Annotated in this window: 15 protein-coding genes and 1 tRNA gene; 12 read left to right on the forward strand and 4 right to left on the reverse strand. The window is 64.1% G+C overall.

Annotated features, from left to right (window positions below):
- Positions 1-55: 55 nt before the first annotated feature.
- The 3 genes from prpC to prpF all read left to right on the forward strand — a co-directional run bounded on the left by prpC (position 56) and on the right by prpF (position 5,173).
- Positions 56-1,213, forward strand: coding sequence for a bifunctional 2-methylcitrate synthase/citrate synthase (prpC, locus tag H165_RS0108260; RefSeq protein ID WP_017938454.1), 1,158 nt, complete (start codon positions 56-58; stop codon positions 1,211-1,213).
- Position 1,214: 1 nt separating this feature from the next.
- Complete coding sequence (acnD, locus tag H165_RS0108265; protein ID WP_017938455.1) at positions 1,215-3,839, forward strand: Fe/S-dependent 2-methylisocitrate dehydratase AcnD; 2,625 nt, start codon at positions 1,215-1,217, stop codon at positions 3,837-3,839.
- 146 nt (positions 3,840-3,985) lie between these two features.
- Complete coding sequence (prpF, locus tag H165_RS0108270; RefSeq protein WP_017938456.1) at positions 3,986-5,173, forward strand: 2-methylaconitate cis-trans isomerase PrpF; 1,188 nt, start codon at positions 3,986-3,988, stop codon at positions 5,171-5,173.
- Positions 5,174-5,248: 75 nt separating this feature from the next.
- Here prpF and ppsR read toward each other — a convergent pair whose 3' ends face one another.
- Positions 5,249-6,067: a posphoenolpyruvate synthetase regulatory kinase/phosphorylase PpsR gene (gene ppsR, locus H165_RS0108275; RefSeq protein WP_017938457.1), complete on the reverse strand. Its 819-nt coding sequence runs from the start codon at positions 6,065-6,067 to the stop codon at positions 5,249-5,251.
- Positions 6,068-6,212: 145 nt separating this feature from the next.
- Here ppsR and ppsA point away from each other — a divergent pair, with 145 nt between their 5' ends.
- On the forward strand, positions 6,213-8,585 hold the full coding sequence (ppsA, locus tag H165_RS0108280; RefSeq protein ID WP_026146469.1) for a phosphoenolpyruvate synthase: 2,373 nt from the start codon (positions 6,213-6,215) through the stop codon (positions 8,583-8,585).
- A gap of 126 nt (positions 8,586-8,711) precedes the next feature.
- The gene (locus H165_RS0108285; protein WP_017938459.1) at positions 8,712-9,722 is read left to right on the forward strand and encodes an alpha/beta fold hydrolase; all 1,011 of its coding nucleotides are present in this window, start codon (positions 8,712-8,714) and stop codon (positions 9,720-9,722) included.
- Here the strand turns inward: H165_RS0108285 and H165_RS0108290 are convergent.
- Positions 9,684-10,478: an SDR family NAD(P)-dependent oxidoreductase gene (locus H165_RS0108290; protein WP_017938460.1), complete on the reverse strand. Its 795-nt coding sequence runs from the start codon at positions 10,476-10,478 to the stop codon at positions 9,684-9,686. The two genes, H165_RS0108285 and H165_RS0108290, sit on opposite strands and share 39 nt — an antisense overlap.
- 211 nt (positions 10,479-10,689) lie before the next feature.
- Here H165_RS0108290 and rraA point away from each other — a divergent pair, with 211 nt between their 5' ends.
- The 5 genes from rraA to H165_RS0108315 all read left to right on the forward strand — a co-directional run bounded on the left by rraA (position 10,690) and on the right by H165_RS0108315 (position 14,299).
- The gene (gene rraA / locus H165_RS0108295; protein WP_017938461.1) at positions 10,690-11,178 is read left to right on the forward strand and encodes a ribonuclease E activity regulator RraA; all 489 of its coding nucleotides are present in this window, start codon (positions 10,690-10,692) and stop codon (positions 11,176-11,178) included.
- Positions 11,179-11,471: 293 nt separating this feature from the next.
- Positions 11,472-11,717, forward strand: a complete 246-nt coding sequence (locus H165_RS0108300; RefSeq protein ID WP_017938462.1) for a hypothetical protein — start codon at positions 11,472-11,474, stop codon at positions 11,715-11,717.
- A 1-nt stretch (position 11,718) separates the two neighbouring features.
- Positions 11,719-12,543, forward strand: a complete 825-nt coding sequence (locus H165_RS0108305; RefSeq protein ID WP_017938463.1) for a mechanosensitive ion channel family protein — start codon at positions 11,719-11,721, stop codon at positions 12,541-12,543.
- Between the two features lie 84 nt (positions 12,544-12,627).
- A complete protein-coding gene (sigX, locus tag H165_RS0108310) occupies positions 12,628-13,218 on the forward strand; it encodes an RNA polymerase sigma factor SigX (RefSeq protein WP_026146470.1) in 591 nt (196 codons plus the stop codon).
- 112 nt (positions 13,219-13,330) lie between these two features.
- Positions 13,331-14,299 carry an OmpA family protein gene (locus H165_RS0108315; RefSeq protein WP_026146471.1) on the forward strand — a complete coding sequence of 323 codons (969 nt, stop codon included), beginning with the start codon at positions 13,331-13,333 and terminating at the stop codon, positions 14,297-14,299.
- A gap of 117 nt (positions 14,300-14,416) precedes the next feature.
- Here the strand turns inward: H165_RS0108315 and H165_RS0108320 are convergent, their stop codons facing one another.
- On the reverse strand, positions 14,417-15,700 hold the full coding sequence (locus H165_RS0108320; protein WP_017938466.1) for an NAD(P)/FAD-dependent oxidoreductase: 1,284 nt from the start codon (positions 15,698-15,700) through the stop codon (positions 14,417-14,419).
- Positions 15,701-15,884: 184 nt separating this feature from the next.
- On the opposite strand from H165_RS0108320, the gene H165_RS0108325 reads away from it, so the two are divergent.
- A tRNA-Val gene (locus tag H165_RS0108325) sits at positions 15,885-15,961 on the forward strand.
- 422 nt (positions 15,962-16,383) lie between these two features.
- A complete protein-coding gene (locus H165_RS0108330; protein ID WP_026146472.1) occupies positions 16,384-17,502 on the forward strand; it encodes an aromatic ring-hydroxylating oxygenase subunit alpha in 1,119 nt (372 codons plus the stop codon).
- Positions 17,503-17,566: 64 nt separating this feature from the next.
- On the opposite strand, the gene H165_RS18465 is transcribed toward H165_RS0108330, so the two are convergent.
- On the reverse strand, positions 17,567-17,867 hold a 301-nt coding region (locus H165_RS18465; protein ID WP_017938468.1), incomplete at its 5' end, for a transposase.

Raw genomic sequence — 17,867 nt, forward strand, 5'->3', positions numbered from 1 at the left:
CCTGCCGCCCTGTCAGTGGAAAGAACACAGAACAACAAGATTCGAGGAGATATCCATGAGCAGCACTGAAACCACTCCTGGCTTCAAGCCGAAGAAGTCCGTGGCCCTGAGCGGCACCGCCGCCGGCAACACCGCGCTGTGCACCGTCGGGCGCAGCGGCAACGACCTGCACTACCGCGGCTACGACATCCTCGACATCGCCAATACCTGCGAATTCGAGGAAATCGCCTACCTGCTGGTCCACGGCAAGCTGCCCAACGTCGCCGAGCTGGCCGGCTACAAGGCCAAGCTCAAGTCCCTGCGCGGCCTGCCGGCCGGAGTCAAGGCGGTGCTCGAGGAGTTGCCGCCCTCGGCACACCCGATGGACGTGATGCGCACCGCGGTCTCCACCCTCGGCTGTCTGGCGCCGGAGAAGGACGACCACAACCATCCGGGCGCCCGCGACATCGCCGACAAGCTGATGGCTTCGCTGGGCTCTGCGCTGCTCTACTGGTACCACTACAGCCACAACGGCAAGCGCATCGACGTGGAGACCGACGACGATTCCATTGGCGGTCACTTCCTGCACCTGCTGCACGGCGAGAAACCCCGTGACTCCTGGGTGCGCGCCATGCACACCTCGCTGATCCTCTACGCCGAGCACGAGTTCAACGCCTCCACCTTCACCTCGCGGGTGATTGCCGGCACCGGCTCGGACATGTACTCCTGCATCGCCGGCGCTATCGGCGCCCTGCGCGGGCCCAAGCATGGCGGTGCCAATGAAGTGGCCTTCGAGGTACAGAAGCGCTACGACAACCCGGACGAGGCGGAAGCCGACATCCGCGCTCGCGTCGAGCGCAAGGAAGTGATCATCGGCTTCGGTCACCCGGTCTACACCGTCTCAGATCCACGCAACAAGGTGATCAAGGAAGTCGCCCGGCAGCTCAGCCTGGAGCAGAACAACACCAAGATGTTCGACATCGCCGAGCGCCTGGAGACTGTGATGTGGGACATCAAGAAGATGTTCCCCAACCTCGACTGGTTCAGTGCCGTCAGCTACCACATGATGGGCGTGCCCACCGCCATGTTCACTCCGCTGTTCGTGATTGCCCGCACCGCCGGCTGGTCGGCCCACGTCATCGAGCAGCGCATGGACGGCAAGATCATTCGCCCGAGCGCCAACTACGTCGGTCCCGAGGACCTCGAGTTCGTGCCGCTCAAGGAGCGCAAATAACATGAACGACACCCTGAATAGCCAATACCGCAAGCGGCTGCCCGGCACCCAGCTGGATTACTTCGACGCCCGCGAGGCGGTGGATGCCATCAAGCCCGGCGCCTGGGCCGGCCTGCCGTACACCTCGCGGGTGCTGGCCGAGCAGCTGGTGCGCCGCTGTGAACCGCAGGAGCTGACCGCCGCCCTGGAGCAGCTGATCTACCGCAAGCGCGACCTGGACTTCCCCTGGTATCCGGCCCGGGTGGTCTGCCACGACATCCTCGGCCAGACCGCGCTGGTCGACCTGGCCGGCCTGCGCGACGCCATCGCCGAGCAGGGCGGTGATCCGTCCAAGGTCAACCCGGTGGTACCGACCCAGCTGATCGTCGACCACTCCCTGGCCGTCGAGGCGCCGGGCTACGATCCGGACGCCTTCGCCAAGAACCGCGCCATCGAGGAGCGGCGCAACGAGGACCGCTTCCACTTCATCGAGTGGACCAAGACGGCCTTCAAGAACGTCGACGTGATCCCGGCCGGCAACGGCATCATGCACCAGATCAACCTGGAGAAGATGAGCCCGGTGATCCAGGTTCGCGACGGCGTCGCCTTCCCGGACACCTGCGTCGGCACCGACTCGCACACCCCCCACGTGGATGCCCTGGGGGTGATCGCCATCGGCGTCGGTGGCCTGGAAGCGGAAACCGTGATGCTCGGCCATCCGTCGATGATGCGCCTGCCCGACATCGTTGGAGTCAAGCTCGCCGGCAAGCGCCAGCCCGGCATCACCGCCACCGACATCGTCCTGGCCCTGACCGAGTTCCTGCGCAAGGAGCGGGTGGTGGGTGCCTACGTCGAATTCTTCGGCGAGGGCGCGGACAGCCTGTCGATCGGCGACCGCGCCACCATCTCCAACATGTGCCCGGAGTACGGCGCCACCGCGGCGATGTTCTACATCGACCAGCAGACCATCGATTACCTGCGCCTGACCGGCCGCGAGCCCGAGCAGGTCGCGCTGGTCGAGCAGTACGCCAAGGTCCTTGGTCTGTGGAGCAGCGCGCTGGTCACCGCCGAATACGAGCGGGTGCTGGAGTTCGACCTGTCCAGCGTGGTGCGCAACATGGCCGGCCCGTCCAACCCGCACCGCCGACTGCCGACCACGGCGCTGGCCGAGCGCGGCATCGCCGACGAGGCCAAGCTGGCCGCGGCCCGTGCCGAGGAGGCCCAAGGCCTGCTGCCGGATGGCGCGGTGATCATCGCCGCCATCACCAGTTGCACCAACACCTCCAACCCGCGCAACGTGGTGGCTGCCGGCCTGCTGGCGAAGAAGGCCAACGCCCTGGGGCTGGTCCGCAAGCCCTGGGTGAAGACTTCCTTCGCGCCGGGCTCCAAGGTCGCCAAGCTGTACCTGGAAGAGGCCGGTCTGCTGCCGGAGCTGGAGAAGCTTGGCTTCGGCATCGTCGCCTATGCCTGCACCACCTGTAACGGCATGTCCGGTGCCCTGGAGCCGAAGATCCAGCAGGAAATCATCGACCGCGACCTCTATGCGGTGGCCGTGCTGTCCGGCAACCGCAACTTCGACGGGCGCATCCACCCCTATGCCAAGCAGGCCTTCCTGGCCTCACCGCCGCTGGTGGTGGCCTATGCCATCGCTGGGACCATCCGCTTCGACATAGAGCAGGATGCCCTGGGCTACGACGCCAACGGCAAACCGATCACCCTGAAGGATCTGTGGCCCAGCGACGAAGAGATCGATGCCATCGTGGCGGCCCACGTCAAGCCGGAGCAGTTCAAGCAGGTCTACATCCCCATGTTCGACCTGGGTACCGTCAAGGAAGCCGAGAGCCCGCTGTACGACTGGCGCCCGATGTCCACCTACATCCGCCGTCCGCCCTACTGGGAAGGCGCCCTGGCCGGCGAGCGGACCCTCAAGGGCATGCGGCCGCTGGCGATCCTCCCGGACAACATCACCACCGACCACATCTCGCCGTCCAACGCCATCCTGCCCAACTCGGCGGCCGGCGAGTACCTGGCGAAGATGGGCCTGCCGGAGGAGGACTTCAACTCCTACGCCACCCACCGCGGTGACCACCTGACCGCCCAGCGCGCCACCTTCGCCAACCCGAAGCTGTTCAACGAGATGGTGCGCAACGAGGACGGCAGCGTGCGTCAGGGCTCGCTGGCGCGGGTCGAGCCGGAAGGCCAGGTGATGCGCATGTGGGAAGCCATCGAGACCTACATGAACCGCAAGCAGAACCTGATCATCATCGCCGGTGCCGACTACGGTCAGGGCTCGAGCCGTGACTGGGCGGCCAAGGGCGTGCGCCTGGCCGGTGTCGAGGTGATAGTCGCCGAAGGTTTCGAACGTATCCACCGCACCAACCTGGTGGGCATGGGCGTGCTGCCGGTGGAATTCAAGCCGGGCACCACCCGCCTGACCCTGGGGCTGGACGGCACCGAGACCTACGACATCGAGGGCGAGCTGGCGCCGCGTTGCGACCTGACCCTGGTGATCCACCGGCGCAACGGTGAAGTACAGCGGGTGCCGGTGACCTGTCGCCTGGACACCGCGGCGGACGTCAGCGTGTACAAGGCCGGCGGCGTTCTGCAGCGCTTCGCCAAGGACTTCCTTAGCGGCGCAGTGGCCTGACGGACAGCCCCCTCTCCCAGGTATGGGGGAGGGCTGGGGAGGGGACAATAAAGGGCGGCTCCGAGTCGTCCGTCAGTCCCTCTCCCTCAGCACCTCTCTCACCCGCGGGAGGGGCTCTCACCATCTTCACCAGCCAGGACTCAAGCATGGCCCAGCAACCCCAGATCAAGATTCCCGCCACCTACATGCGTGGCGGTACCAGCAAGGGTGTGTTCTTCCGACTGGAGGACCTGCCGGAGCGCTGCCAGGTGCCCGGCGAGGCCCGCGATCGCCTGTTCATGCGAGTGATCGGCAGCCCCGACCCCTATGGCGCGCACATCGACGGCATGGGCGGTGCCACCTCCAGCACCAGCAAGTGCGTGATCCTCTCCAGGAGCAGCCAGCCCGGCCACGACGTGGACTACCTCTACGGCCAGGTATCCATCGACAAGCCGTTCGTCGACTGGAGCGGCAACTGCGGCAACCTGTCCACCGCTGCAGGTGCCTTCGCCATCCACGCTGGCCTGGTGGATCCGGCGCGCATCCCGCAGAACGGCGTCTGCGAAGTGCGTATCTGGCAAGCCAACATCCGCAAGACCATCATCGCCCGGGTACCGGTGAGCAACGGCCAGGTTCAGGAGACCGGCGACTTCGAGCTGGACGGGGTGACTTTCCCGGCGGCGGAGATCGTTCTGGAGTTCCTCGATCCGTCCGACGACGGCGAGGAGGGCGGGTCCATGTTCCCCACCGGCAACCTGGTGGACGACCTGGAGGTGCCCGGCATCGGCACCCTCAAGGCCACCATGATCAGCGCCGGCATCCCCACGGTGTTCGTCAACGCCGAGGACATCGGCTACCAGGGCACCGAGCTGCGCGAGGACATCAACGGTAATCCCGAGGCCCTGGCCCGCTTCGAGGCGATCCGCGTGGCCGGCGCCCTGCGCATGGGGCTGATCAAGTCCCCGGAAGAGGCCGCCACCCGCCAGCACACCCCGAAGATCGCCTTCGTCGCCCCACCCAAGGACTATCTGACTTCCAGCGGCAAGCAGGTGAAGGCCGGGGAGATCGACCTGCTGGTGCGTGCCCTGTCCATGGGCAAGCTGCACCACGCGATGATGGGCACCGCGGCGGTGGCCATCGGCACTGCTGCGGCCATCCCTGGTACCCTCGTCAATCTGGCGGCCGGTGGCGGTGAGCGCACCGCGGTGCGCTTCGGTCATCCCTCCGGGACCTTGCGGGTCGGTGCCGAGGCCAGGCAGGTGAACGGCGAGTGGACGGTGACCAAGGCGATCATGAGCCGCAGTGCGCGCATCCTCATGGAAGGCTGGGTGCGGGTGCCGGGCGACAGCTTCTGAGCGCTTGGTAGACGAAAATGAGAAAAGGCTCGAAGTTTCGAGCCTTTTCTCTTTGCTGTCAGGAAGTTGCAGCTATTACTTGAGGCGTCGTTCGACGCCTTTTTCCACGAGGATCTTCGCCGAGATTTCCTCCACGGAGAAATGCGTGGAATTGATGAAGTTGATGCCCTCGCGGCGGAACAGGTTCTCCACCTCGCGCACTTCGAACTCGCACTGGGCGAAGCTGGCGTAGCGGCTGTTGGGCTTGCGTTCGTGGCGGATCGCCGCCAGACGCTCGGGGTCGATGGTCAGGCCGAACAGCTTGTGCTTGTAGGGCTTGAGCGCGGCCGGCAGCTGCAGGCGCTCCATGTCGTCTTCGGTGAGCGGGTAATTGGCGGCACGGATGCCATACTGCATGGCCATGTAAAGACAGGTGGGGGTCTTGCCGCAGCGCGATACACCGATGAGGATCAGGTCGGCTTTGTCGTAATAGTGGGTGCGGGCGCCGTCGTCGTTGTCGAGGGCGAAGTTCACCGCCTCGATACGCTCCATGTAGTTGGTGTTGCTGGCGATGGAGTGGGACTTGCCCACCGAGTAGGAGGAGCGGGAACTGAGTTCCTGTTCCAGGGGCGACAGGAAGGTCGAGAAGATGTCGATCATGAAGCCTTGGGACTGCGCCAGGATATCTCGGATTTCCTGGTTCACCACGGTGTCGAAGATGATCGGGCGGGCGCCGTCTTTCTCGGCAGCGGCATTGATTTGTTGTACCATTGCGCGCGCTTTTTCGACGCTGTCGATATACGGGCGCGTCAACTTGTTAAAGGAAATGTTCTCGAACTGCGCCAACAGACTCTGACCCAGGGTTTCGGCAGTGATGCCGGTGCCGTCTGAGATGAAGAAAGCGGTTCGTTTCATTTGCGCGTGGGCCTTAAGCTGGAAATGATTCTTGGCTAGAATAGGCCCCCCTTTCGCCGGGCCTGCACTGGCCGGCATTTTGACCTATTTGCCGGCAACAAAGCCACCGCGAGCGGCGTTCCGGACACAAAGTGGAGAGATCACCTTGGTTGAGTACGTAGTTTCCCTCGATAAGCTCGGCGTCCACGATGTTGAGCGTGTAGGGGGCAAGAACGCCTCCCTGGGCGAAATGATCAGCAACCTGGCGGGCGCCGGCGTGTCGGTTCCCGGTGGTTTCGCTACGACCGCCCAGGCCTATCGTGACTTCCTCGAGCAAAGTGGCCTGAACGACCGTATCCATGCCGCCCTGGACGTCCTGGACGTCGACGACGTCAACGCCCTGATGAAGGCCGGTGCGGAAATCCGCCAGTGGGTGATGGATGCCGATCTGCCGCCTCAGCTGGACGCCGATATCCGCAGCGCCTATGCGCAGCTCTCCGGCGGCAACGACAACCTGGCGGTCGCCGTGCGCTCCTCGGCGACCGCAGAAGACCTGCCGGATGCCTCCTTCGCCGGCCAGCAGGAAACCTTCCTGAACATCCGCGGCGTGGAGAACGTGATCCGCGCCGTCAAGGAGGTGTTCGCCTCCCTGTTCAACGACCGTGCCATCGCCTACCGGGTGCACCAGGGCTTCGACCACAAACTGGTCGCTCTGTCCGCTGGCGTGCAGCGCATGGTCCGTTCGGAAACCGGCACCGCCGGGGTGATGTTCACCCTGGACACCGAGTCCGGTTTCCGTGACGTGGTGTTCATCACCGGCGCCTACGGCCTCGGCGAGACCGTGGTGCAGGGCGCGGTGAACCCCGACGAGTTCTACGTGCACAAGCCGACCCTGGAAGCCGGTCGCCCGGCGATCCTGCGCCGCAATCTGGGCAGCAAGGCCATCAAGATGGTCTACGGCGACGAAGCCAAGGCCGGCAAGTCGGTCAAGGTGGTGGACGTTGACCCGGCCGAGCGCGCCCGCTTCGCCCTGAGCGATGCCGAGGTCACCGAGCTGGCCAAGCAGGCGATGATCATCGAGAAGCACTACGGCCGCCCGATGGACATCGAATGGGCGAAGGACGGTGACGACGGCAAGCTGTACATCGTCCAGGCTCGTCCGGAAACCGTGAAGAGCCGCGGCAACGCCAACGTCATGGAGCGCTATCTGCTCAAGGAGAAGGGCACCGTGCTGGTGGAAGGCCGCGCCATCGGTCAGAAGATCGGCGCCGGCAAGGTCCGCGTGATCAACGACATCGCCGAGATGGACAAGGTCCAGGCCGGCGACATTCTGGTCTCCGACATGACCGACCCGGACTGGGAGCCGGTCATGAAGCGCGCCGCCGCCATCGTCACCAACCGCGGCGGACGTACCTGCCACGCGGCGATCATCGCCCGCGAGCTGGGCATCCCGGCAGTGGTCGGCTGCGGCAACGCCACCACCGTGCTGAAGGACGGCCAGGGCGTGACCGTGTCCTGTGCCGAGGGTGATACCGGCTACATCTTCGAGGGCGAGCTGGGCTTCGACGTGCGCCAGAACTCGGTGGATGCCATGCCCGAGCTACCGTTCAAGATCATGATGAACGTCGGCAACCCGGACCGTGCCTTCGACTTCGCCCAGTTGCCCAACGCCGGCGTGGGTCTGGCCCGTCTGGAATTCATCATCAACCGTATGATCGGCGTGCACCCCAAGGCACTGCTGAACTTCGCCAGCCTGCCGGCCGACATCAAGGACAGCGTGCAGAAGCGCATCGCTGGCTACCCGGATCCGGTGAGCTTCTACGTCGAGAAGCTGGTAGAGGGCGTCAGCACCCTGGCCGCGGCCTTCTGGCCGAAGAAGGTCATCGTGCGCCTGTCGGACTTCAAGTCCAACGAGTACGCCAACCTGATCGGCGGCAAGCTCTATGAGCCGGAGGAAGAGAACCCGATGCTCGGCTTCCGCGGTGCCTCGCGCTACATCAGCGAGTCCTTCCGCGACTGCTTCGAGCTGGAATGCCGCGCCATGAAGAAGGTGCGCGACGAGATGGGCCTGACCAACGTCGAGCTGATGGTGCCCTTCGTGCGCACCCTCGGCGAGGCGTCCCAGGTGGTGGACCTGCTCGCCCAGTACGGTCTCAAGCGTGGCGAGAACGGCCTGCGTGTCATCATGATGTGCGAGCTGCCGTCCAATGCGCTGATGGCCGACGAGTTCCTCGAGTACTTCGACGGCTTCTCCATCGGCTCCAACGATATGACCCAGCTGACCCTGGGCCTGGACCGCGACTCCGGCATCATCGCCCACCTGTTCGACGAGCGTAACCCGGCGGTCAAGAAGCTGCTGTCCAGTGCCATCCAGGCCTGTCGCAAGGCCGGAAAGTACATCGGCATCTGCGGTCAGGGTCCGTCCGACCATCCGGACTTGGCCAAGTGGCTGATGGAGCAGGGCATCGAGAGCGTCTCCCTGAACCCGGACTCGGTGCTGGAAACCTGGTTCTTCCTGGCGGAGAGCCAGCAGGGCTGAGCGCATCCCTGATGTGAAGAAGGGCGGGATTTTCATCCCGCCCTTTTTCGTGGTGTGCCGTCCGGCTGCCGTTTTCGAGCTACTGCCGGCAGGATGCCGGCAGTTTCCACTGTGTACGGTCGTGGTATGCAAAGTAGTAGCGAGCTGTTTCCCGTGACGCTGGCAAGCGCCGAGTTGCGGGGCGATCTCTGTGAGGATGTCTATCGACTGAAGCCGGGCAACAGTCCCGACTTCAGCGTCGAGCTGGCGGTCACCCGCCTGGGCGTGCATGGCCGCGACGAGCAGCGCGGCGTACCGGTGCTGCTCCTGCACGGCAGCTTCTCCAACCGGCGCTTCTGGTATTCGCCGCGCGGCCTGGGCCTCGGTCCTTTCCTGGCGCGTGCCGGCTTCGACGTGTGGATCCCGGAGATGCGTGGCCACGGCCTGTCTCCACGCAACCAGGAGTATCGGCGCAACCGGGTGGCCGACTACGCCCGCTACGACCTGCCGGCCATCGCCGCTTTCGTCCGCGAGCAGACGGCTCAGGCACCGCACTGGATCGGCCACTCCCTGGGAGGCATCACCCTCGCCGCCGCGCTCGGCGGGCGTTACCTGGGCGCTGAGGATGTGGCCTCGGCGGCGCTGTTCGGCAGCCAGGTCAGCCGAACCTGCTGGCCGCTGAAGATTCCACCTGTGGAGTGGAGCGGGCAGCTGCTGCTGCGCTGTCTGGGGGAACTGTCTGGGACGCGGCTCAAGCGTGGTCCCGAGGACGAGCCTCTCGGGGTGGGGCTGGAGGTGCTGCGCTGGCACGGCCTGTTCGGCCGCTTCGGCGAGCGCGGCAACGACTGGTGGGCGGGGCTGGCCGGAGTGACGGTGCCGGTGCTGGCGGTGGCCGCCGAGGCGGACCGCGAGGATCCGCCCTGGGCCTGCCGCAAGCTGCTCGAGCAGTTCGGCTCGGAGTGCCGCCACTATTACTGCCTGGGCCGCCGACACGGTCATAGCGACGACTACGGGCACATCGAGATGCTGGTCAGCAAGCCGGCCCAGGTCGAGGTCTGGCCGCTGGTCGAGCACTGGCTGCGCCACCAGGCGTTACCCGACCAGACTACCGTCGGCGCATCAGGCAATCGAGCGCAGGACGCCGCCATCCACCCGTAGGGCCGCACCGGTAGTAGCGGAGGCCTGCTCGGAAGCCAGGTAGACCGCCAGGCTGGCAACCTCGTCCACCGTTGCCAGGCGACGGATCAGCGAGGTGGGGCGGTGCTCGGCGATGAAGTCGCGCTCCATCTGCTCCACCGGCACCCCTTCCTTCTGCGCCAGCGAGGCGAGGAAGCCTCCGATGCCCTCCGAGCGGGTCGGCCCCGGGAGGATGGAGTTGACCGTCACTCCGGTGCCCGCCAGGGTCTCCGCCAGGCCCCGGGAGACGGCCAGCTGCGCGGTCTTGGTCATGCCGTAGTGGACCATCTCGGCGGGGATCTGCAGCGCCGACTCGCTGGAGATGAAGAGCACCCGGCCCCAGTTGCGCTGCCGCATGCCGCGCGCATAGTGGCGGGCCAGGCGCACGCCGCTCATCACGTTGACCTCGAAGAAGTGCAGCCAGTCCTCGTCGGGAATGTCGAAGAAGCCCTTGGGCTCGAAGATGCCCAGGTTGTTGACCAGGATGTCAGCCTCCGGAACCTGCCGGATGAAGTCGGCCGATCCGGCGGCGCTGCTGAGATCGGCGGCCACGCCGGTGACCCTGGCCTGCGGCACGCTGCTGCGTAACAGCTGCAGGGCCTCGTCGACCCGTGCCTGGGTACGCCCGTTGATCACCACTTCGGCCCCGGCCGCCGCCAGTCCCCGGGCGATAGCCAGACCGATGCCGGCAGTGGAGCCGCTGACGATGGCACGTCGGTGGGAAAGGTCGATGTTCATGGTGAGCCTCCTGGCAATGCATGGATGGATATGTTGATCGCTTCCGCTGGGGCGAGTTCAGGGCCCGGAGATGAGCGGCCGGGTGGTTTTGCCTCGTCTTTTGGAAGCATTCCGCTTAGCCGGGCATCCGGCTAAGATGCGACCCTGACGCGCGTTACGGTCATTTCGGCGTCGGTCACCGATCGCTTTTCCATCCTAAGGAGCTTTTCCCATGCAATACGTCACTCCCGACCTCTGTGATGCCTACCCGGAGCTTGTTCAGGTGGTCGAGCCGATGTTCAGCAACTTCGGTGGTCGCGACTCCTTCGGCGGCGAGATCGTCACTATCAAGTGTCATGAGGACAACTCGCTGGTGAAGGAGCAGGTGGAGCAACCCGGCAAAGGCAAGGTGCTGGTGGTCGATGGCGGTGGCTCCCTGCGGCGCGCGCTGCTCGGCGACATGCTGGCCGAAAAGGCGGCGAAGAACGGCTGGGAAGGCATCGTGGTGTACGGCTGCATCCGCGACGTGGACGTGATCGCGCAGACCGACCTGGGCGTTCAGGCCCTGGCCAGCCACCCGATGAAGACCGACAAGCGCGGCATCGGCGACCTCAACGTGCCGGTGACCTTCGGCGGCGTGACCTTCCGCCCGGGCGAGTTCGTGTATGCCGACAACAACGGCATCATCGTCTCGCCCAAGGCACTGTCGATGCCCGAGTGAGGTAGCGTACCGTCCCGCCGTGGCGGGGCGGGGCTTTCCGTGCCATGGCCATGCACGACGAGCAGAATGCCCAGTGGAGGCTGGTGCATGCCTTCGTCCTGGACGGGCAGGGCAGCGCCCGGTCCATCGCCCGCAGGAGCGGGACGCCCGCAGCTCGCCGCCAACCGCGACATACCCCGGATCATGCCCAGCTGTCGCGCAGCCGGCCGGCCTGTTCCGCTACCTGCGCCGGCTTTGATGTGTGACCTGCCGACCTTCTGCAGCGTCTAGCCGAAACAGCCCGCGAGGTATGCATGCGCGATCCATTTGAAGAATCTCTCCGTGATCTGCTGAAAGTGTCGCCAGCCACCCACGATGACGATGCGGCGCTCGGCCGGGTGTTGAAAACCGCCAACCGCCAGGTGGGCGCGGGCGATCTGTTCAGCATGCTGGGCCACTGGTTCGAGGCGATCATGCGCGCTCTGAACAGCGGCTCGGCCCATATCGCTCCCGTTTCCCGTCGTACTTCTTCCGACCGTACTGCTGATAAGGCCAAGTAAGATGGAATTCGATCCCTGGACCCAAGCCCTGGTCAACGCCATGACCAACGTATGGACGCCCGTGGCTGGCTTCATCCCGCGCCTGTTTGGCGCCCTGATGGTGGTGCTGCTGGGCTTCGTGGTCGCCAAGCTGCTCGATGCGCTGCTCTCCAAACTGCTTGCCAAGCTGGGCCTGGATCGCCTGATGGCTGGCACCGGCCTGACCAAGATGCTCTCGCGCATCGGCATCCAGGTGCCGGTTTCCACCCTGGTAGGCAAGATCGTCTACTGGTTCGTGCTGCTCATCTTCCTGGTTTCGGCCGCCGATTCGCTGGGCCTTGGCCGGGTGTCCGCCACCCTCGACGTGTTGGCTCTGTACCTGCCCAAGGTGCTGGGCGCGGCGCTGGTGCTGATCGTCGGCATGCTGCTTGCCCAGTTGGTCAACAGCCTGGTGCGCGGCGCCGCCGAGGGCGTGGGGCTGGATTACGCAGGTGGTCTGGGGCGCATTGCCCAGGGACTGGTGATCATCATCAGCATCTCCGTGGCCATCGGCCAACTGGAGGTCAAGACCGAGCTGCTCAACAACGTCATCGCCATCGTGCTGATTTCCGTCGGCCTGGCGGCGGCGCTGGCTCTGGGGCTTGGCAGCCGCGACGTGGCTGCGCAGATCCTCGCCGGCATCTATGTGCGGGAATTGTACGAAGTCGGGCAACAAGTGAAGATTGGCGAGGTCGAAGGGCTGATCGAGGAGATCGGCACGGTGAAGACCACCTTGCTCACCGAGGAAGGGGTGCTGATTTCCGTCGCCAACAAGCTCCTGCTGGAACAACAGGTAAGCAGCCGCTGAGCAAACCCTGCTAATGTATGCCGCCGTGCGGCCCGCGGTGACGGGCCGTGGCGACTCCTTACCTGACCGTCGGCCTGACCCGTTTTGAACCGAACCCAACCACTGCCCAGTCGCTACGATCCTCGTGAGCTCTCGGATGAAGAGCTGGTGGTGCGTGCCCACAGCGAGCTGTTCCACGTGACCCGCGCCTACGAGGAGCTAATGCGCCGCTATCAGCGGACGCTCTTCAATGTCTGTGCGCGCTATCTGGGCAACGAGCGAGATGCCGACGACGTCTGCCAGGAAGTGATGCTGAAAGTTCTCTATGGCCTGAAGAACTTCGAGGGCAAGTCCAAGTTCAAGACATGGCTATATAGCATCACTTATAACGAATGTATTACTCAGTACCGTAAGGAGCGCCGCAAGCGGCGCTTGCTGGATGCACTGAGTCTGGATCCGCAGGAAGAGGCATCCGACGAAAAGGCACCGGTCATTCCGGAGTCGGGCGGACTCGATCGCTGGCTTGTGCACGTCAATCCTATCGACCGTGAAATCCTCGTACTGCGTTTCGTTGCGGAGCTGGAATTCCAGGAAATTGCCGACATCATGCACATGGGGCTGAGTGCCACCAAGATGCGTTACAAGCGTGCGCTAGACCGCCTGCGCGACAAGTTCGCGAGTGCCAGCGAAGCCTAGTCGGAAGAAAATTTCTCACTGAATAAGCCAATTCAGGTAGAATTGGCCGCTCAAGTTGTCGGACCCCACAAGGCTCCGGCGACTTAAAGTCCATCAAGATGGGGATTTACGGATGAAATTGAAGAATACCTTGGGTGTTGTCATCGGTTCCGTGCTGGCAACTTCTTCGCTGGCCGTTATGGCGCAAGGTCAAGGTGCTGTCGAAGGCGAGCTCTTCGTCAACCGCTACTTCGCGGATTCCACCCGCGGCTACGCTCATGACGAAGGCAACCAGTTCGGCGGTAGCCTCGGCTACTTTCTGACCGATGACGTGGAGCTGGCCCTGTCCTATAGCGAGTACCACGACATTCGCACCCAGGCGACCAACAAGAACATCAAGGGTGAGAGCGGCGCTCTGACCGCTCTCTACCACTTCGGTGAGCCCGGCGTAGGCCTGCGCCCCTACCTGTCGGCTGGTGTTGGTCATCAGTCCATCGGCCAGGAGGCCAGCGGCCGTGACCACACCACTCAGGGTATCCTGGGTGCCGGCCTGAAGTACTACTTCACCGAGAACTTCTACGCTCGTGGCGGCGTGGATGGTCTGTACAACTTCGACCGCGGCGACTCCGAGTGGATGGCTGGCGTGGGCGTCGGCGTGAACTTCGGTGGCGGCTCCAAGCCGGCTCCGGTTGTTGCCGCTGCTCCGGAACCGACTCCGGAACCGGCCCCGGTCGTTGAAGAAGCTCCGCAGACCGTGCGTGTCGAGCTGGACGTGAAATTCGACTTCGACAAGTCGGTGGTGAAGGAAGAAAGCTACGGCGACATCAAGAACCTGGCTGACTTCATGAACCAGTACCCGCAGACCACCACCGTGGTGGAAGGTCACACCGACTCCGTGGGTACCGACGCCTACAACCAGAAGCTCTCCGAGCGCCGCGCCAACGCCGTTCGTGACGTGCTGGTCAACCAGTTCGGCGTGAGCCCCGAGCGCGTCGACTCCGTCGGTTACGGCGAATCCCGCCCGGTGGCTGACAACTCCACCGCCGAAGGCCGTGCGATCAACCGTCGCGTGGAAGCTGCCGTGGAAGCCCAGGTCAAGTAATCAACTGACCTGATGCTCGTGAAAAACCCGGCCAAGGCCGGGTTTTTCTTTGTCTGGAGAAAATGCCGGCTGCCCGGCAGATCCATGCCCGCGACTGCGCGCGGGCATGGGGCGTACTCAGATGCCGAGCTTGTCGCGCAGGTCGTAGTACCAGGCGCCCATGGCCGTGAAGGGTACCCGGAACAGGCGGCCGCCGGGGAAAGGGTAGTGAGGTAGCTCGGCGAAGGCGTCGAAGCGTTCCGCCTGGCCGCGCAATGCCTCGGCCAGGGCCTTGCCGACCACATGGGTGAAGGTTACCCCGTGACCGCTGCAGCCCTGCGAGTAGTAGAGGTTGTCGCCTAGCCGGCCGACCTGCGGCAGGCGCGACAGGGTCAGCAGGAAGTTGCCGGTCCAGGCGTAATCGATCTTCACGTTCTTCAGCTGCGGGAAGGTCTTCAGCATCTTCGGCCGGATGATCGCCTCGATGTTGGCCGGATCCCGCGCGCCATAGACCACGCCGCCGCCGTAGATCAGACGCCTGTCGGCGGACAGCCGGTAGTAGTCGAGCAGGTAGTTGCAGTCCTCGACACAGTAGTCCTGCGGCAGCAGGCTCCTGGCCAGCTCCTCGTCCAGCGGCTCGGTGGCGATCACCTGGGTGCCGCAGGGCATAGACTTGGCCGCCAGCTCGGGTAGCAGATTGCCCAGGTAGGCGTTGCCGGCGACCACCACGAACCTGGCCTTCACCCGGCCGCGGGCGGTGTGCACCACCGGGTTGGCGCCGCGGTCGATGCGGATCACCGGCGACTGTTCATGGATGACGCCACCCAGCGACTCGATGGCGGCTGCTTCGCCGAGTGCCAGGTTGAGGGGGTGGATGTGCCCGCCGCTCATGTCCAGCATGCCGCCGATGTAGTTGTCGGTGGCCACCACCTCGCGGATGCGCTTGGCGTCCAGCAGCTCCAGCTGGGTATGGCCGTAGCGCTCCCAGAGGCGTTTCTGGGCCTCCAGATGGGCCATCTGCTTCTTGGTGAAGGCGGCGAACACGCCACCGTCCTTCAGGTCGCACTGGATGCCGTAGTGGCTGACGCGCTGGCGGATGATGCGCCCGCCCTCGAAAGCCATGTCGCCGAGCAGCTTGGCGTTCTTCGGGCTGATGCTGCGCTCGATGGTGTCGATGTCGCGACTGTAGCTGTTGACGATCTGCCCGCCGTTGCGACCCGAGGCGCCGAAACCGACCTTGGCGGCTTCGAGGATGGTCACCCGGAAGCCGTTCTCGAGAAGGAACAGGGCGGTGGAAAGGCCTGTGTAACCGGCGCCGACGATGCACACGTCGGTCTCGGTTTCGCCCTGCAGCTCCGGGCGTTCCGGGGCTGGATTGGCTGAGGCGGCGTAGTAGGACTGCGGATAGGCGGTGTGCGTCATTTTGCACCTTTGTTCTTTATTTTTTACGGATGGGTCGATCCTACCTGAGAAGATTTTCCTGGGCTAGGGGCCGTGCGAAATATTCAACGCCGGCCCGAACGGCAAAAAATCTTTTTTTTCAGGCATTTGGGTGAAAAAAGTTGTTGACAGCCCCGGGGAGATGCGTAGAATGCGCGTCCAACGAAGGCACATAGCTCAGTTGGTTAGAGCACCACCTTGACATGGTGGGGGTCGTTGGTTCGAGTCCAATTGTGCCTACCAAACGAAGCCGAAAGGCTCGAGAAAGGCGATCCGTGAGGGTCGCCTTTTTCGTTTCCGCGCGAAAAAATTCGCGCCGTTCGACTCGCCTCCGTCGCAGTGTGGCAGCGGCGCTTCGATGGGCGTCGTTCCTCCCTAGCGCCGGGGTATTCCACGATCGATGCGACCGGGCTCAGGCAAATTTTTTTCTTTCTTGCCTGCATATATTTCGAGCTTTTCCTCCCGCAGCCTCCCCATTAACGTCCCTCCACGTACTGTCCCGGGCTTGCGCTGTTCCCGCCTGTGAGGCGGCGTCTGGCGCAGCGCTTGTGGCGCCGGGGTAGAGGTGCATTACGGCTGTCGGGGCGGGCAGTCAGATCCAGCCATGCCCGTCCCTTTGTTGCGGAGAAGAGTCGATGGGGATTAATCACAACAAAGTCGCTGCCATGGCAGCTCGCCTGCATGAGATTGCAGCGTTGCCGGAGTCCGAGGCGCGCTGCCTGCCCGGGGAGTTCTATACCTGCCCGGATTTCTTCCGGTTCGAGGTGGAGAACTTCCTCAAGAAGGAATGGCACTGTCTGGGACGCGTCGATGAAGTGCCCAATCCTGGCGACTACTTCACCACTCAGCTGTTCGAGGAGTCGCTGCTGGTGATTCGTGGCGACGATGGCATGATTCGCGTGCTGTCCAACGTCTGTCGCCATCGCGGCATGCCGTTGGCCGAGGGCAAGGGCAGTGCCCGCCGCCTGGTCTGTTCCTACCACGCCTGGAGCTACGAACGCGACGGTCGCCTGGCCAATGCGCCGCGCATGCAGGACAAGGGTGTCGGCGCGCACAACTGCAGCCTGCCCAGCTTCAGGACCGAACTGTGGAACGGCTTCATCTACGTCAACCTGGACGACGACGCCGCGCCGCTGGCCGGTCGTCTGGGCAAGCTCGAGGCGCTGCTGGCCAGCTATCAGACCGAGCGGATGCGTCTGGTGCACAGCCAAGAGGAGATCTGGAACACCAACTGGAAGTGTCTGGTGGAGAACTTCATGGAAGCCTACCACCTGTCGGTCGTGCATCCCCAGACCCTACATCCCTACACCCCGACCGGTATGAGCCGCAAGGCGCTGTCCGACGAGGCCTTCACCAGCTACTGCGCCAACTATCCGGATACCGCCGCCTCGCGAGGCCAGGGGGCGCCTGGACTGAGCGAGGAGGAGCGCCGGCGTTCCACCCTGTTCTGCCTGTTCCCCCTGCAGATCGCCAGCCAGGCCGCCACCCTGCTGGTGTCCCTGAACATCCAGCCGCTCGCCGTGGACAAGATCCGCGTGCGCTGGACCATGTCGACCTACGAGAACGAGCTGACAGCCGAGGAGCTGGAAGGGCGCCTCGCGTTGTGGAATGAAGTCAACCGCGAGGATCGCGAGAAGCTGGAGCGCATGCAGCGTGTCCTGGGCTCGCGCCACGCACCCTCGGGCGTGCTCGCGCCGCACGACCTGGAAGGCACCATCTGGGACTTCTACCGCTACCTGTCGCGCCGTATCGCGCCGGCTCTGCCGCTCACCACCGTGCGCTGACGTACCCCCTTTCATCCTTTTGAGAGAGTTTCGTGATGGCCAACGTAACCTGGAAATGTTTGGTTCATCGCGTCTTTCCGGGGAAGGCGGCCTTGATCTTCAGGAAGAAATAGGCTGAATCCCGGAACCCGTAGGCCATACGCTTGATGACCTTAATGCGGTTGTTGACGCCCTCGAGAATGCTGGTGTTCAAGGGAAAGATGGCTGAGGCGAGGATGCCACGCAGGTACTTTCGCAGTCGCTTTGCAAAGGCGATCGCCGGCGCGATGCCGCTTTCGATCGCCAGGCGGTACCAGTCTTTCCATCTTCGGGCGCCGTCTCTGACCGATGGCGCAAACCAGATTTCCTTGATGGCGGTCTTCAGC

It is taken from the genome of Pseudomonas thermotolerans DSM 14292, assembly GCF_000364625.1.
GTDB classification, from domain to species: Bacteria; Pseudomonadota; Gammaproteobacteria; order Pseudomonadales; family Pseudomonadaceae; genus Aquipseudomonas; species Aquipseudomonas thermotolerans.